Source organism: Acidobacteriota bacterium, assembly GCA_009861545.1.
Classification (GTDB): Bacteria; Acidobacteriota; Vicinamibacteria; order Vicinamibacterales; family UBA8438; genus WTFV01.
Genome location: VXME01000137.1, coordinates 35,961 through 51,993 on the forward strand (window position 1 = coordinate 35,961; position 16,033 = coordinate 51,993).

A 16,033-nucleotide genomic window follows, 5' to 3' on the forward strand; every position below is an offset into this window, starting at 1 on the left:
GCGCGGCACGCGCCGTTCACCGCGCCGGGACCCTTCTCCTGCCCCGTGCGACGGCGGCGAGCGCCTCGGCCACCAGCGCGGCAACGGCGGCGAGTCCGCTCCCGACCTCGCCATCGAGATGGAGCCGGAGCCAGCGCCGGCGGCGCGCCGCGAGCACGGCGCAGTCTCCGGCCGCCTGCGCTTCCTTCACCGTGCCGAACGTGAGCGCGCCGTCCGGGGCGGCCACGTCGATGACGTCCGCGCAGGTGAGGATGAGGAACAGTCCGTCCGCGGGACCGCCCTTGTGCGCCTGCCCCGTCGAATGCAGGAAGCGCGGTCCGAAACCGACGGCGGTCGCCACTCCCGTCGCCGCGCGCACCTGGTGCCGCAGGTCCTCGAGAATCCGCCGATACGGCTCGCACATCTCGAGATAGGCCAGTACGGCGAAGTAGCTGCCGGGTCGCAGCCGGCGGATGTGCGCGGCGACCCACTGCGCCAGCGGGGCCTCTGCGCCGACCGACCGCCGCAATGCCGCGGAGTACGGGCGCGCCGCATAGGCGCGGATGACGCCGGCGTCCCAGGCCAGCTCGGCCACGGGTCCCGCCGCCGCTCGGTCGCTCCCCGGCCCCTCACTCGTGATGGCGCGGGTCGCGACCTTGCTCGCTTCGACGTCCGGCTGATTGAAGGGGTGTACGCCGAGAACGGCTCCCGCCACCGCCGTGGCGAGCTCCCAGCGGAAACACTCCGCGCCCACGTCGTAACGGTCGTGCGCGTGCAGCCGGACCACCGGATGACCCGCCCGCGCCAGCGCGCTCAGCACGCTCTCGCACTCTTCGTCCGGTTCGTCCCCGAGCGCGGTCGAAACGAACAGGCGGTCGTCCCGGTAGATCGCCGGATCGTCCGTCCGCTCGCCGTCCACGGGGATGATTCCGACGCCGTCCTTGCCGGTCGACTCCGCCAGCAACTGCTCGATCCAGGCGCCGAGTCCGTCCAGCCCGGGTGCGGTCACGAGCGTCGTCTTGTTGCGGCCGGCACGGGCCGCAAGCCCGAGCCAAAGGCCGAGCTGAACACCGGGGTTGCTCGCTGCGGGCGACTCGGAGCCGCAGGCTTCGGCCATGGCCCGCGCCCGGTCGAGCAGCAACCGCAGGTCGATGCCGAGGAGCGCGGCCGGCAACAGCCCGAAGTACGACAGGGCGGAATACCGACCGCCGATGCTCGCCTCGCCGTGGAACACGGCGCGGAAGCCGCGTTCGGTTGCCAGGCGGTCGAGCGCCGATCCCGCATCGGTCACCGCCACGAACCGGGACCCGGCCGCCTCGCTGCCCGCACGTTGGCGCACGCGCTCGAAGAAGTGCGCGTGCAGCAGGCTGGTCTCGAGCGTGGTGCCGGACTTGCTGGAAACCACGAAGAGCGTCCGATCGAGGTCGATTTGCGCCTCGAAACGCCTGAGCTGGGCCGGATCGGTCGAGTCCAGCACCCGCAGCTCGATGCCCCCGGCGCCGCCGAAGATGCGCTGCAGCATCTCGGGACAGAGGCTGGATCCCCCCATGCCGAGGAGCGCGGTGACAACGAAGCCGTCCCGCCGCGCCTGATCGACGAAGGCCTCCAGCCTCCGCACCTCCGCCCCGTCCGGCTGGGGGACATCCAGCCAGCCCAGCCAGCGTCCCTCGTCGCCGCCGGTCCACACGGTGGGATCCCGCTGCCAGAGACGTCCGAGAAGTCCCGCCGGCGACCACGCCGCCGCCTCCTTCTCCACCGCTTCCCGCAGCGCCGGCGGTGCATCGACCTCGCCCGTGAGCTTCTTCTCGGTCACACCCTCTCCACGTTCCTTCCCCTGCCGGCCGGACCGGTCAACCGGCGACCGCATGCATGCGCTGCCGCAGATCCTCCGTGAGCCGCACCAGACCGTCGCTGACGACGACCTGGTAGTCGGTCGGCTCCTCCAGCCGCAGCACCCCTGCCGGCAGCGCCTCGACCGCCCGCAGCGCATGGCCCTGAATCTCCCGCATGGGAGGACCGGGTCGCAGCCGTCGTCCCCGACGCATTACCGGCGAGAGCAGGGCCCGCCCCTGCCCCGGCGGCGGTTCCCGATCTGTCGCCAGCACGTCGTGGGTCACGGCTCCGCAATCCGCGACGCGCCACACCTGCTTCGGCCCGGGATACGTCCCCTTGCCGCGACTCAGCTTGAGCACCGGCTGCACGAGGCCGGCCCGGTCCACTTCGACCAGCTTGTACACGCCCCCGAGGGCGGGCGCGTCGGAGGAAGTGCTCAGCGCGGTGCCGACGCCGAAGATGTCGATCGGAGCGCGGTCCTCCACCAACTCGGCGATGCGCCGCTCGTCGAGGTCGCCGCTCGCGAAAATCCTGGTCCCGCGCAGACCTGCCGCGTCGAGACGCGCGCGGATCGCCCGGCTCTCGGCGAGCAGGTCGCCGCTGTCCAGGCGTACGCCGAACGGAGAGAGCCCCGCGGCGGCGATGCGATCTACCGCACGCTCGCTGTCGTAGGTGTCGATGAGGAGCACCGTCCGATCGCCGTACATGTCGATGAAGCGGATGAACGCTTCCTTCTCCGAGTCGTGGCTCATGACCCAGGAGTGCGCCATCGTGCCGGCCAGCGGCAGGCCGAAAGCCAGACCCGCTTCGACATCGGATGTCCCGCTGCAGCCGCCGATGAACGCCGCTCGGCCGGCGAGCGCACCCGCCTCGGCGCCATGGGCGCGGCGCGCGCCAAGCTCGAACACCGGGCGTCCGGCCGCCGCCCGGACCACGCGAGACGCGCGGCTCGCCACCGACGTTTGGAACAACACCGTCGACAGCAGCGCCGTTTCGACGATCTGCCCCTCGATGAGAGGCGCCGTGACGCGGAGCAGCGGCTCGTTCGGAAAGACCGGTTCGCCCTCGGCAACCGCCCAGACGTCCCCGCTAAAGCGAAACCCCGGCAGGTAGTCGTCGAAGAAACCCGCCGGAGCCCGCCGGAGCTGCGGGATCTGCCGCAGGTACTCTATGTCCGCCGCCGTGAAACAGAGCCCTTCCAGATAGACCAGCGCCGGCTCGATTCCCGCCGCCAACAGGTATCCTCGGTCCCTGGGCAGGCTGCGGACCGACAGTTCGAAAGTCGCCCGAGGAGGCGCGCCCGCGCCGTAGTGGCCCGCCGCCATCGTCAACTCGTAGAGGTCGGTGGACAGCGCGCTCGGCATCACGTTGTAATGTACCACTGCAATGTCGCCCGGCACCGCTGTCGCACTGCTCGTCGTGGACGTCCAGAACGACTTCTGCGCCGGCGGGGCCCTGGCCGTTCCCGATGGCGATCGCGTGGTCGATCCCATCAACCGTTTGCTGGCGGCCCATTCCGCGGCGGGCGCGGCGATCTTCGCTACGCGCGACTGGCACCCCGTCGGATCGTCCCACTTCAGCGACCAGGGCGGGGACTGGCCGGTCCACTGCGTCGCCGATACCCCCGGCGCCGCCTTTCATCCACGGCTGCGGTTTCCCGCCGCGACGGTCGTAGTGAGCAAGGGGCAGGCGCGCGACAGCGACGGGTACTCGGCCTTCGACGGCAGGCTCCCCGCGGGTGAACCCCTGGCCCGCGCTCTCGCCGAACACCACGTCGGCCGCCTGATCGTCTGCGGGCTGGCGACCGACTACTGCGTGCGGGCCTCGGTGCTCGACGCCCGCGTCCGCGGGCTCGATGTCCTCGTCGTGCGCGACGCCATCGCCGCAGTCGACCTGCGTCCGGGCGACGGCGCCACGGCGCTGCGGGAGATGGAGGCCTCCGGCGCCCGTCTCGTCACCCTCGATCGGGCGCTGGCTCTCGCCGAAGGCGACGCGGACCGCAACTGAGAGAGCGCGCCGCCATGCATCGCTGCATGGGGCGCGCTCTTGAAAACCGGCCGGCCGGCGCGGATCAGTTGCCGCGGATGGGAGACGGACCGCCCTCGAACGTCAGCATGTAGTCGCGAATCGCTTCCAGTTGCCGTGGTCCGTCGCTGTCGAGCTGCGGGTACGGCGACGCGGGAAAATCCGTCCAGAACATCGGCATGCGGGTTCCAGGCTGGATTTCCAACGGCGCCCGGAGCCAGTCGACGATCCAGTCCGGCTGCAGCCGCTCGCGCGCCATCCGCAGATCCGGCGCGAGATTGTCGGTCGGCTGATCGGCCGGGATCGTGTCCAACACGTGACACTGCTGGCACCGGAGCAGATCGAACAGCTCCTCGCCTTCGCGCGGCACCGCCGCCGCCGACAAGGTGTCGTGGGTCCGGAACTCGCCGACCGTGCCCGAGATGGCGCCGAAGTAGTCGATCACCCCGTTCCAATGCGCGTCGTCGAGCGCGAAGCTCGGCATACGCACGTCCAGCCACGGGCGAATCGGGATCGGCCCCTGCAGGAAGGCATACATCCAGTCCGGTTTCACCTTGGCGCCTTGCGGCGTGAGCATCGGCGGGGCCAGCGACGGATCGTCCACGAGCGCCACGTAGTCGCCGCCGTCCTCCTCGATCTCGTGACATCCGATGCAGTTGCGGCGCCGGACCAGGTTGCGGCCATCGCGCAGGGCGTCGTTCCGGGCCGAGCGCGGCGGCTTCGCGGCCAGCGGCTGCACGTCGCTCTGGAAGCTCATGATGGCGGTGGCGAAGAGCTTCGACTCTTCCTCGCTCATCTCGAAATCCGGCATCCGCAGCTTCTCGAGCGGCTGCAGCACGCGATTCCTGTCGAACGCACGCGGATCGCGCATCTTCTGCTTGAACCACTCCACCTTCGTATGCGGAATGTCGTGGACGAAAGCGAAGTCGAGCCGCGGCAGCAGCTTCGATCCCTCTTCCGACAGCTCGATCCCGATCGGCTGGGCGCCCTCGAACCCCGCGATTTCGTGACAACTGTAGCAACCGTAGCGGCCAATCACGCGTTGTCCGAGGTCGACCCGCTGCTCGTCGAGCGACATGCCTCCGACGAGCTCCTCCGCCTCAGCGGTGGGCAGGATGGACCTCACGTAATCCAGCAGCACCGCGGTGACCTCGCCGTCGTCGTAGGTCGCTTCCGCTCCTCGTCCGTCCGGACCGGTGAGCGTGCTGAGATAGGTCGCGATGTCCGCCGCCTCGCGATTCGTCAGCCGGAGATCCGGCATGTACGTCTCGCTGCTGAAGTGCGTCGGGTCCCGCACCCAGTCGAAGAGCCACTCGTAGCTGGTCTTGTTGCCGATGTTCTGGAGCGGCTGCCCGAAGGTGCGCCGCGTGCCGGCGGCCAGACGGTCCTGGTCCTCGGTGATGTGGCAGGCCAGGCAGCCGACGGACTCGACGAGGTCCTGTCCGCGCTCGGCGTTTCCGCGCGGCGGGAACAGCACCGCGTAGTCATGCTCCTCCGAGTTCGCGAACAGGTACGCGACCGCGGCGTCTATCTCGACCTCGTTGCGAACCGCGTCCTCCGGACTGCTCGTGTTCGAGTTGTACCAGACCCGCGGCATCCACGTGCTCGGCTTGACCTCCCGTGGATCGCGAATCCACGAGGACACCCACTCGGGTGAGAGCTTCGAGCCGATTTTCGTGAGGTTCGGACCCGGCTTGCGCAGATCGGTGAAGCCCGTGGTCGTGTGGCAGGCGTAGCACCCGGCGCGCTCGTACAGGCCGTAGGCCAGGTTCAGGTTCTCCGCCTCGTCCACGTACACCGTCTCCGTGTGACACTTCGCGCAGGACGCCTCGGTCATGTCCGTGGGCAGCATCGGGTAGTCCCACAAGTGGGGCACCGCCCAACCGTACTGCTCCTCCCAGGCATGCATCTGCTCCTCGGTCTCGGGCGTGTGCGAGGAGTGAACGAAGCCGATCGACTGCCCCATCCCCTCGTGACACACGGTGCAGCCGGTGGTCGCCAGCGGATGCGGCGACGCGCTGCCGACGTACGTCTCCAGGCGCGGATGCGTCGTGTACGGCTGCGGGTACGCCTCGTAGCCCTCGCGGTCGATCGCGATGTGGCACGTCCGGCAGCGATCCATCTTCTGGAAGCGGATGAAGTTCAGCTCGTCGTGGACGTTCGGCGTAATCGTCTGCTGCACGGTCAGGCTCGGGGCCATGAAGTCGAGCAGCGGAGCGTTCAGCAGGTAGTCTCCGACAAAGTCGACCTGCAGGTCCTCGACCAGGGCGGCCAGCCGGGTCGCCTCCGCCGTCAGCTCGCGGATCTCGGTGTCCGCGTCCACCACGCCGCCGGTGTATTCCCCGATCTGCGCGCGCAGATCGTCGCGCCGCGCAACCAGCTCTTCGACGCGCAAGCCCAGCTCGACCCAGCGGTCGTACATGTCGTCGATCGCGGGACGCAGCTCCGCGGCTTCCTCCGGATGCTCTTCCTGCAGCTCCTCGTACGCGTACCGCTCGACGTCGTAGTCGGCCTTCAGGAAGTTGTACTGCTGGTTGGCGAGGTAGAAGTCCGCCTCGACGTCCGCCAACTGGCCCTCGAGCTCGGCCACCCGCTCGCCGTTGGCGGCGAGCTCCTGCTCGGCCGCAGCCCGCTCGGCGTTCAACTCCTGCAGGCGTTCCTGGTCGATGCCGGCCTGCGCCGCCTGGAGGCTCAGCGAGGTGACGTACCCCTCCAGCAGCACGAACTGCCGCTGGTAGCCCTTCCACTCGCGGTCGAAGTCGTCGAAGACCATCCAGATGGTCGTGAAGAACAGGAACAGGCTCGACGCCGCGAAGACGACGTTGAGAAAGTCGACGTTGTAGGCGTGTCCGACGCTTTTCTTGTTGGCCATGGTGGGCTTAGATGTTGAAGAACCACTCCGGGATCGAGACGACGTACTTCAGGTTCACCAGCCAGCGGCTGAACATCTTGATCGGCAGCGACAGCATCATCAGGAACAGGAAGGCTCCCACGTAGAAGCGCGTCGGTCCCATCTTGTCGTAGTACCGCTTCAGGACGGTCTTGGCCAGGAGCACCGGCAGGACGGTGACGTAGGCCAGCGAGAGCAGGATGCCGACCCCCTCGCGCACGAGGATGTTGTCCGGGAGCGCCGTGCCCGCACCGCGCACCCAGAGGTACTCCGACAACTGCACGTTGTTGAGCGCCTCGAGCTTGTGCACGTCCCAGTACTCGAAAGGTCCGAAGAAGTTCCAGTTCGGGCCGCGGAGGAACGTCCCCAGAACGATCAACGACGACCAGAGAATCACGAAGCCGAACAGGAAGATCGTGATCTCCGCCTTGCGCTCGTTGAACGTGTAGTAGCCGTTGCCCTTCGGATTCGTGTCGATGTACGGGATCGCCATCAGGCCCACGATGATCAGGCTGGGCAGCACGACGCCCGCGAGCCAGGGATCGAAGTAGACGAGCATCTCCTGCAGGCCCAGGAAGTACCAGGGCGCCTTCGAGGGGTTCGGGGTGTTGGCCGGATTGGCCGGCTGCTCGATGGGCGCCTCGAGGGCGATCGACCAGACCACCAGAACGGCGCTGCAGAGGACGAGGGCGATCAGCTCGGTGTAGACGAGGTCCGGCCAGACCCAGACGCGGTCGGACTCCTGCTTCTCGATGACGTCGTCTCCGGCCGCGACGCGCTGGTCGTTGAGAACGGCCTCGCGCATCGAGTACCAGGTGAAGAAGACCACCAGGAAGATCAGCGCCACGATCGGCACGTTGTCCGGCTTGGCGATGATCAGCACGAAGTTCTCGTCGGTCAGGCCGAACAGGAAGAACACCGTGAGAAAGCCCATCAGGCCGTAGCCCACCGAGAGCTTGGCGAAGGCCTCGCGCTTCCACACGATCAGCGCCAGCGCGACCACCGATAGCAGGAAGAACAGCCGCGGATCGGAGACCAGGTTGAAGAATCCCTTTATCGCTTCCATGGTGTCGTGATCTCTCTACGTCCAAAGGCGAAGAGGCTCTAGAGCGGCCCCGAGATTCCGCCGTCCTTGCGTACGCGCCAGAAGTGCACGGCCATCAGGAATCCGATCACGAGCGGCAGAGCCACGCAATGCAGCACGTAGAAGCGCAGCAGGGCTCCCTCGCCCACGAACGTGCCGCCGAGCAGTGCGAAGCGGGCGTCGTCGGCCGCGTGAATCAACTGCACGTCGCCGATGGCGAGCAGCGATGCGCCGGGACCCTCGTACCCCAGGAACGGCGTCGCACGCGCCATGTTCGATCCGACCGTGATGGCCCAGATCGCCAACTGGTCCCACGGCAGCAGGTAGCCGGTGAACGACAGCAGCAGCGTCAGGACCAGCATGATGACCCCGACGTTCCAGTTGAACTCCCGCGGCGGCTTGTACGATCCGGTCATGAAGACCCGGAACATGTGCAGCCACACGGTGATGACCATCGCGTGGGCGCCCCAGCGGTGCATTTCGCGCATGATGCCCAGCGGTACGTGCTCCCGCAGCCCGACGATGTCGGAGTAGGCGTACTCCAGCGTTGGCCGGTAGTAGAACATCAGCAGCACGCCGGTGAACGTGAGCACGAGAAACAGAAAAAAGCTCAGTCCGCCCATGCACCAGGTGTACCGCAGCCGGACGCCGTGCTTCTTCAGCCGCACCGGATGCAGGTGCAGGAAGACGTTGGACAGCATGACCAGCACGCGGTTGCGGTCGTTGAGCGGCGCGTCGTGCCGGAAGACCGACGCCCAGATCTGCGTCTCGGTGAGCCAGTTCCAGGCGCGCTCCAGCGCACCCGCCTGCGGTTGGATAGATTTCGCCTTCGCCATGATTCAGCAGCTCCGAGTCTTCCTAGACGCCAAGGAACGCCTCGGGGTCGGTCCACTGCCCCAGCTCTTCCTGGAACTTGCGCGCCTTGTCGATCATGATTTGTCCATCTTCGGCCAGCACGATGCGAGCGCGTTCGAGGGGACGCGGCGCCGGACCTTCGAAGTTGATTCCCGTCGGCCGGAACCCGCTCCCGTGACAGGGGCACTTGAACTTGCTCTCGGCGGACAGCCAGTTCGGCGTGCAACCCAGGTGGGTGCAGGTGACGAGCAGCGCGTAGAAACCGGACGTTTCGTGGTAATCGTCGAACGGCGTCCGCACCACCCACACCCCGAAACGGTCCTTCCACCGCTCGTCCACTCCCTCGCCGTACTCGTCCGGGAAGCCGATCGTGAACTGCTGCGGCGGCTCGTTCAGCACGTTCGGGAACATGAAGCGGCCGGTGGCGGCCAGACAGCCGGCCGTGGCAGCCGTGAACGAGCCCCACGCCAGGCCCATCCAGCCGCGGCGTCCCATGAGCGGGGACACGTCGTCCGGCGTCCGCGGCACCACGCGATCCGCCAGCTTGGTGGCCGCGCCGACGAGCGCCGCGGGAACGGCCGTCTTGGCCGGGGCCTCCGCCTCGACCGCTCCCTCTTCGGGCGCGGCGGGCTTCTCGCGAAACAGCAGGATCACCAGAATATGCGCGGCGAACATCGCGACGCCGCTGATGAGGACGGCTATCAGGGGATTCACGCGTCGGGCCTCCGTCGAAATCTCACGGTCTTCGGTACGCTCGGGAGCAACATCGCCTCAGTGGATGAGATTCCTGGTCGATTGATTCAACAGGTCCAGAGTCTTGATCGCCAGCTCGCGAACCCGGAGGTTCTCGTCCGTTTCGCTCAAGGCCTCTATCGGTTGCCGCAACTCCCCGGCGCGCAACGAGGCGGCGGCCTGCAGACCGCTCACGATTACCTCGCTGACCGGATCCAGAGGGTCGTCGGCGTTCGCCCGACGCGTGACCATGCGGGCCACGTACTCGCGATCGAGCATCCGGCGAATCACGGTCACGCCCTCGTCCCGGCCATGCCGGGCCAGCGCCACCGCCGCGTTCCACTGCACGTCGGCGGCAGGGTCGTCGAGCGCGTTGCGCAGCGTGGCATGGTCTCCCGAGCCTACCAGGGCGCCGAGCGCGTAGACGGCCATCTTCCGGACACCCGCGTCATCCGAGCGGTACATGGACTCGATGTCGTCCACCGTCGACTCGTCGCCGAGCGACGCCAGCGCCCAGATGACGCTGATGCGCGTCTCCGTGTCCGGATCCTGGAGGGCCGCGGTGAGCTCGGCGACGGCTCCGGGAGGCGGAAGCGTCAGCCGCCCGATCGCCAGCGCCAGATAGCGCCGCACCCGGGGGTCGTCTCCCTCGGAATCGACGAACGCCTGAACGATGCTCGCCCCGAGCTGCGGGTTCCGCCGCTCGGTCTCCGGGTCGTCGAGAACCCGCGAGAGCTCGTAGGCCGCCGGCCAGCGCCGCTCCCGGCCACCGGTCCGCACGTCCGAGAGCAGCTCGGCCGGGGTGCGCTCGGTCGTGAGCAGCATCCGGAAGCCGCCGTACACGAGCACGATGACGCCCACGACCGCGAGGGGAATCAGGAAGAACTGGACAGCCAGAGCCGGGGCCGAGCTCAGGGCGCTCGGACGGGGGGCGGATTCACGCTCGACCAGCTTCGGCATCGCCAATTAACGTCTGGAAACGGATGCCCGGCGGGCCGCCGCGGATGCGCTAGACGCGCCACCGCGATGCGTTCGTCGTCAGGCAACCAATGGTACAACGGCGTGCCGCCGCGGTCAAGATCGGAGCGCGCCCATCCGCCCCTACCTCATGCGCCCTCAGTCACTTAGCCGCTCCTGCGGGGTGCTCGGAGCGGCCCCGGATCAACCGATCTCGACCCTGCGGAAGAAGTAGCCGATCTCCGTCGCGGCCGTCTCCGGCGCATCGGAACCATGCGTGGCGTTGCGCTCGATCGAGGTGCCGAACTCCCGCCGCAGGCTCCCCGGAGCCGCCTTGGCCGGATCGGTGGCCCCCATCAGCTCGCGCCAGCGCCGGATCGCGTCGTCCGCCTCCAGGGCCAGGACGATCGCGGAGCCCGACGACATGAACGCGGTCAGGCTGTCGAAGAACGGACGCGCGCGATGGACCGCGTAGAAGCCCTCCGCCTCCGCCCGCGTCAGGTGTACGAGCCGCATGCCGCGCAGCTCGAAGCCACCGGCCTCTATGCGTTGCAGGATGGCGCCGGCCTGCCGGCTGGCGACCGCGTCCGGCTTGATTATGGCAAGCGTACGCTCCATTACCGCAGACTCTCCATGATGTCGTCGAGCACCGCTTTCTGCGGCCGCACACGCTCCTCGGGCAACGTCGCCAGCGGCTCGTCCACGAGGTTCAGCACGTCGAGGAAGTCGGGCTTGACCGGCTCCACGTAAATCAGGCCGGTCGCGAACTCGCCCCGCCCGCGCGTCTCCTGGAGCACCCGCATCGCGGCCACCTTGCTCAGCGGGTCGTAGTCGGCGTCGAGCTTCTTCAGGTACAGCTTCGACCCGTCGTGCATGACGACTTCCCGCGTCGTTCCAGGTTCGTAGTCGACGCTGATGTCCTCGAAGAAGGGTACGAAGTCGAGCTCCTCGAGCGGGTCGTCGTGCGCCTTGGCGTACGCGTAGCTCTTGGTCGAGCCTTCATGGTCGTTGAAGGTGACGCAGGGCGAGAGCACGTCGAGCATCGCCGTGCCGCGGTGACTGAGGGCAGCCTTCAGGATCGCGTTGAGCTGCTTCTTGTCGCCCGAGAACGAGCGAGCCACGAACGACGCCCCGAGCTCGATGGCCAGCGCACACGTGTCGATCGGCGGCAGATCGTTCACGACGCCGGTCTTGGCCTTCGATCCGAGATCGGCCGTCGGCGAGAACTGCCCCTTCGTCAGACCGTAGCAGCCGTTGTCCTCGATGATGTAGATGATGGGCAGGTTCCGGCGCATCAAGTGCACGAACTGCCCGATGCCGATGGCTCCGGTGTCGCCGTCGCCGCTGACGCCGATCGCCACCAGATTCCGGTTAGCCAGCATCGCGCCGGTTCCGACGGACGGCATGCGGCCATGGACGGCGTTGAATCCGTGGGCGGACCCGAGAAAGTAGGCGGGGCTCTTGCTGGAGCAGCCTATCCCGGAGAGCTTGACGACCCGTTCCGGCTGGATGCCCATCTCGAAGCAGGCGCCGATTATCCGCTCCGAGATCGCGTTGTGCCCGCACCCGGCGCAGAGCGTGGTCTTCGAACCGCGGTATTCCCGCGCCTCGAGCCCGACGCGGTTCACCTTCTTCTTCCGTTCCGGCGATGTTGCGACAGCCACGTATCCTCTTCCCGCGTTCCGACGATCCCAGTCCGCCGACCGAACCCGCTATTCCCCGCCCACGCCGGCTTCCCGCGGGACGCGCGAGGTGTCGGCGCCCGTCTTCTGCACGCGATACCCTTCCTGAATCAGCACGCTGTCGGTGATCGACCGCGCGTCGATCGGCAGCCCCGAGTAGTGCAGGACGCTCCGCAGCCGGCGGGCGAGATCCGGTTCCAGATCCAGCTTCATCAGGCTCAGCATCTGGCCGTCCCGGTTCTGCTCGATGACGTATACCCGCTCGTGGCGCTCGATGAACGACGCCAGCGCGGGCCGGAAGGGATAACCGCAGACCCGGTAGTACGACGTCTCCAGATCGGCCTCGGCCTTGAGCTGGTCCCGACTCTCCACGACCGCCCAGTGCGTCGTGCCGTAGGCGATGACGCCGATCGAAGCCTGACGGTTGATCTCCACGATCGGCGCGGGCATCCAGTTCCTGGCGTTCTCGAACTTCCTTCCCAGACGATCGACATTGTTCTGGTAGTCGTCGGGCCGCTCGCTGTACTGCGCCCACTCGTTGTGCCCGGACCCGCGACAGAAATAGGCCGGCATCTTGTCGCCCGGAACGCTGCGGTAGGGCACGCCGTCGCCGTCCACGTCCCGATAGCGTCCGAACCGGCCGATGCGCTCGAGGGTTTCCTCGTCCAGTACCTTGCCGCGGTCCAGCGGTTTCTCCGGGTAGTCGAACGGATCGGACATCCAGGTGTTCATGCCCAGATCCAGGTCGGTCATCACGAAGACCGGGGTCTGGAACCGCTCGGCAAGGTCGAAGGCCTCGACCGCCATCGAGTAGCACTCGCCGACCGACGACGGGAAGAGCATGAGGTGCCGGGTGTCGCCGTGCGACAGGAACGCGGTCGAGAGCACGTCTCCCTGGGCCGTGCGCGTCGGCAGCCCGGTCGACGGACCGACCCGCTGCACGTCGAAGATCACCGCCGGCACTTCGCCGTAGTAGGCGAGACCGGCGAACTCGCCCATCAACGAGACACCCGGGCCGGACGTCGACGTCATGGCCCGTGCGCCGGCCCAGCCCGCGCCGATGGTCATGCCCAGAGCCGCGATCTCGTCCTCGGCCTGCACGACCGCGAAGGTGGCCTTGCCCGTCTTCTCGTCGATCCGGTGCTTCTGCAGGTAATCGATGAGGGTCTCGCAGAGCGACGACGACGGTGTGATCGGGTACCACGCCACGACCGTCACCCCGGCCATCATGGCCCCGATGGCGGCGGCGGCGTTGCCTTCGATCAGGATCTTCCCCGCCGTCTTGTCCAGCGCCTCGATCACGTAGGGGTCGCGCTTCTCGAAGTGCTCCTCGGCGTAGGCGAAACCCACCTCGAGCGCGTGCTGGTTGAGCGCCACGGCCTTCGGCTTGCGGCCGAGCTGCTTCTGGAGCGCCTGCTCCATCTTCTGGAGATCGATCTCCAGGAGCTTGGCCAGCACCCCGTCGTAGATCATGTTGCGCACGAGGCGCCGCAGCTTGGCGTCGGTGCAGACCCCCGCTACGAGCTTGTCGAAAGGCACCGGGTAGAAGGTCAGATCACTGCGCACCTTGTCGAGTGCGAGGCCCTCGTCGTAGACGACCGCAGCCCCCGGCTCGAGCGACAGCACGTCCTCCTGCGCGGTCTCCGGGTTCATCGCCACCAGGAAGTCGATCTCCTTCTTGCGGGCGATGTAGCCGTCCTTGTTGGCCCGAATCGTGAACCAGGTCGGCAGGCCGGCGATGTTCGACGGGAAGAGGTTCTTCCCGGAGACGGGCACGCCCATCCGAAAGATGGAGCGCAGCAGCACCAGGTTGGCCGTCTGGCTGCCGGAACCGTTGACCGTGGCCACCTGAATGCTGAAATCGTTGACGATCCGCCCGGTGCTGCGAGCGACTGGAGCTTCTTGAACCGCGACTTCAGCAGGCGCCATGCATCCTCAACTCTGGAGAGCGGCAGCGGCTTGTCCAAGCACTGCCCCGATTCCCATTAGTTCAACCCCGAATACTAACATGACGGGCGCTGCCGGAGCTTCCCCGGCTCGCCCGTCAGGGCCACCATCGTCCCGCGGGTGCGGCCCGCCGCTCCATCCGGCCGGTCGCGCGACTCAATCACGGAGTCGGCGGGCCATTGCGGCGCCGATATCGGCAGGGCTCTTCACCACCGTCACGCCGGCCGCGGCGAGCGCCTCCTGCTTCTGCGCGGCCGTTCCCGCGCCGCCCGCGATGATCGCGCCGGCGTGGCCCATGCGCCGCCCCGGCGGCGCCGTCTGCCCGGCGATGAACCCGACGACCGGCATCCGAAAGCCGTCGGCGATGAACGCCGCGGCATCTTCCTCGGCCGTGCCGCCGATCTCGCCGATCAGCACGACGGCTTCCGTCGCCTCGTCGGCCGCGAAGAGTCGCAGCGCATCGACGAAGGTGGTGCCGATCAGCGGGTCGCCGCCGATGCCGATGCACGTCGTCTGGCCGAGGCCGAGCCGGGTCAACTGGTGCATCGCCTCGTAGGTCAGCGTTCCGCTCCTCGATACCACCCCGACGTTCCCTTCGCTGCCGATGTGCCCAGGAATGATGCCCGCCTTGGCCTTGCCCGCGGACAGCACGCCCGGGCAGTTCGGTCCGACCAGTCGCGTCGGGCGGCCTTCGAGAAACGCGATCACCGGCAGCATGTCGCGCGTCGGGATCCCCTCCGTGACGCACACCACGACATCCAGATCCGCGTCTGCGGCTTCCAGAATGGCATCGGCCGCCGCCGGCGGCGGGACGAAGATGACCGACGCGTTCGCTCGCGTCTCACCGACGGCCTCGCGGACCGTATCGAAGACCGGCCATCCTTCGTGCGTCGTACCGCCCTTGCCCGGGCTGACGCCCCCGACCACGTTCGTGCCGTAACGCGCCGCCTGCTGCGCGTGGAACGTCCCCTCCCGCCCCGTCAACCCCTGCACCAGCAGGCGGGTCCGGTCGTCGACGAGCACTGCCATGATTCGGTCCCCGGGATTCAGCCGGCGGCAAGCGCGACGACGCGCTCCGCGGCCTCGCTCATCGTGTCGGCGGTCGTGAAGTTCAGGCCGCTCTCGCGCAGCATTCTCTTGCCCGCCTCGACGTTGGTGCCTTCCATCCGGATGACCACCGGAAGCGTGACCTTCAACTGCCGGACCGCCGCGATCACGCCTTCCGCGAGCACGTCGCAGCGCAGGATGCCGCCGAAGATGTTGATCAGGACGGCGGTGACGTTGGGGTCGGCCATCAGGATCCGGAACGCGTTCCGGATCTGATCGGCATTCGCGCCGCCGCCCACGTCCAGAAAATTGGCCGGCTCGCCGCCGGCCAGGTGGATGATGTCCATGGTGGCCATGGCCAGTCCGGCGCCGTTGACCATGCACCCGATACGGCCGTCCAGCCGGACGTAGCTCAACGCATGCTCGGAGGCTTCGACCTCGAGCGCCTCCTCTTCGGCCTTGTCCCGCAGCTCCCGCAGCTCCGGATGCCGGAACAGAGCGTTGTCGTCCAGGTTCACCTTGGCGTCGAGGGCCAGCACCTCCCCGCCGGAAGTCACGACGAGCGGGTTGATCTCCAGGAGCGACGCGTCGAGGTCCAGAAACGCGCGCGCCGCGGCCAGCATGACCGCGGCCGCCCGACCGGCCACGGGCCGCTCGAGACCCAGGCCGAACGCCAGCCGGCGAGCCTGGAACGGCAGCAATCCCGCCACCGGATCCAGCGCTTCCTTGCGGATCGACTCGGGCGAATCGGCGGCCACCTGCTCGATGTCCATCCCGCCTGCCCGGCTCGCCATCAGCACCGGCCGTGCCAGCGCCCGATCGATGACGAGCCCGACGTACAGCTCGCGCTCGATGTCGAGCGCCTCCTCGATCAACAGCCGTCCGACCCGCCGCCCGCCGGGACCGGTCTGGGCGGTGACGAGCGTCATGCCGAGCATGGCCTCCGCCGTGCGCTCGGCCTCGGCGGGCCCGGAAACCAACTGGACGCCCCCGCCCTTGCCC

13 protein-coding genes are annotated in these 16,033 nt (G+C 68.0%); 1 reads left to right on the plus strand and 12 read right to left on the minus strand.

The window, feature by feature from the left end; genetic code table 11:
• Positions 1–16 precede the first annotated feature (16 nt).
• Positions 17–1,846 carry a transaldolase gene (locus tag F4X11_21625; protein MYN67593.1) on the minus strand — a complete coding sequence of 610 codons (1,830 nt, stop codon included), beginning with the start codon at positions 1,844–1,846 and terminating at the stop codon, positions 17–19.
• Positions 1,830–3,176 (minus strand): nicotinate phosphoribosyltransferase, encoded by a 1,347-nt coding sequence (locus tag F4X11_21630; GenBank protein ID MYN67594.1) that lies wholly within the window; start codon positions 3,174–3,176, stop codon positions 1,830–1,832. Before F4X11_21630 ends, F4X11_21625 begins: the two co-directional genes overlap by 17 nt.
• Positions 3,177–3,198: 22 nt before the next feature.
• Between F4X11_21630 and F4X11_21635 the strand changes: the two genes are divergently transcribed.
• Positions 3,199–3,819, plus strand: a complete 621-nt coding sequence (locus F4X11_21635) for an isochorismatase family protein (protein MYN67595.1) — start codon at positions 3,199–3,201, stop codon at positions 3,817–3,819.
• 64 nt (positions 3,820–3,883) lie between these two features.
• Here the strand turns inward: F4X11_21635 and F4X11_21640 are convergent, their stop codons facing one another.
• From F4X11_21640 to sucC, 10 genes are all read right to left on the minus strand, one after another.
• On the minus strand, positions 3,884–6,709 hold the full coding sequence (locus tag F4X11_21640; protein MYN67596.1) for a c-type cytochrome: 2,826 nt from the start codon (positions 6,707–6,709) through the stop codon (positions 3,884–3,886).
• A 7-nt stretch (positions 6,710–6,716) separates the two neighbouring features.
• Positions 6,717–7,661, minus strand: coding sequence for a cytochrome C (locus F4X11_21645; GenBank protein MYN67597.1), 945 nt, complete (start codon positions 7,659–7,661; stop codon positions 6,717–6,719).
• Positions 7,662–7,831: 170 nt separating this feature from the next.
• Positions 7,832–8,647 (minus strand): DUF4405 domain-containing protein, encoded by an 816-nt coding sequence (locus tag F4X11_21650; GenBank protein ID MYN67598.1) that lies wholly within the window; start codon positions 8,645–8,647, stop codon positions 7,832–7,834.
• 22 nt (positions 8,648–8,669) lie between these two features.
• Positions 8,670–9,161, minus strand: a complete 492-nt coding sequence (locus F4X11_21655; GenBank protein MYN67599.1) for a Rieske 2Fe-2S domain-containing protein — start codon at positions 9,159–9,161, stop codon at positions 8,670–8,672.
• A gap of 276 nt (positions 9,162–9,437) precedes the next feature.
• The gene (locus F4X11_21660) at positions 9,438–10,358 is read right to left on the minus strand and encodes a HEAT repeat domain-containing protein (protein MYN67600.1); all 921 of its coding nucleotides are present in this window, start codon (positions 10,356–10,358) and stop codon (positions 9,438–9,440) included.
• Positions 10,359–10,559: 201 nt separating this feature from the next.
• Entirely contained in the window at positions 10,560–10,973 is a 414-nt protein-coding gene (locus F4X11_21665) for a nucleoside-diphosphate kinase (GenBank protein ID MYN67601.1), read from the minus strand.
• On the minus strand, positions 10,973–12,019 hold the full coding sequence (locus tag F4X11_21670; GenBank protein ID MYN67602.1) for a 2-oxoacid:ferredoxin oxidoreductase subunit beta: 1,047 nt from the start codon (positions 12,017–12,019) through the stop codon (positions 10,973–10,975). The genes F4X11_21665 and F4X11_21670 overlap by 1 nt, the downstream gene beginning before the upstream one ends.
• Positions 12,020–12,067: 48 nt before the next feature.
• A complete protein-coding gene (locus F4X11_21675; protein ID MYN67603.1) occupies positions 12,068–13,966 on the minus strand; it encodes a 2-oxoacid:acceptor oxidoreductase subunit alpha in 1,899 nt (632 codons plus the stop codon).
• 174 nt (positions 13,967–14,140) lie between these two features.
• Positions 14,141–15,013 (minus strand): succinate--CoA ligase subunit alpha, encoded by an 873-nt coding sequence (gene sucD / locus F4X11_21680; protein ID MYN67604.1) that lies wholly within the window; start codon positions 15,011–15,013, stop codon positions 14,141–14,143.
• 17 nt (positions 15,014–15,030) lie between these two features.
• On the minus strand, positions 15,031–16,033 hold a 1,003-nt coding region (gene sucC / locus F4X11_21685), incomplete at its 5' end, for an ADP-forming succinate--CoA ligase subunit beta (protein ID MYN67605.1).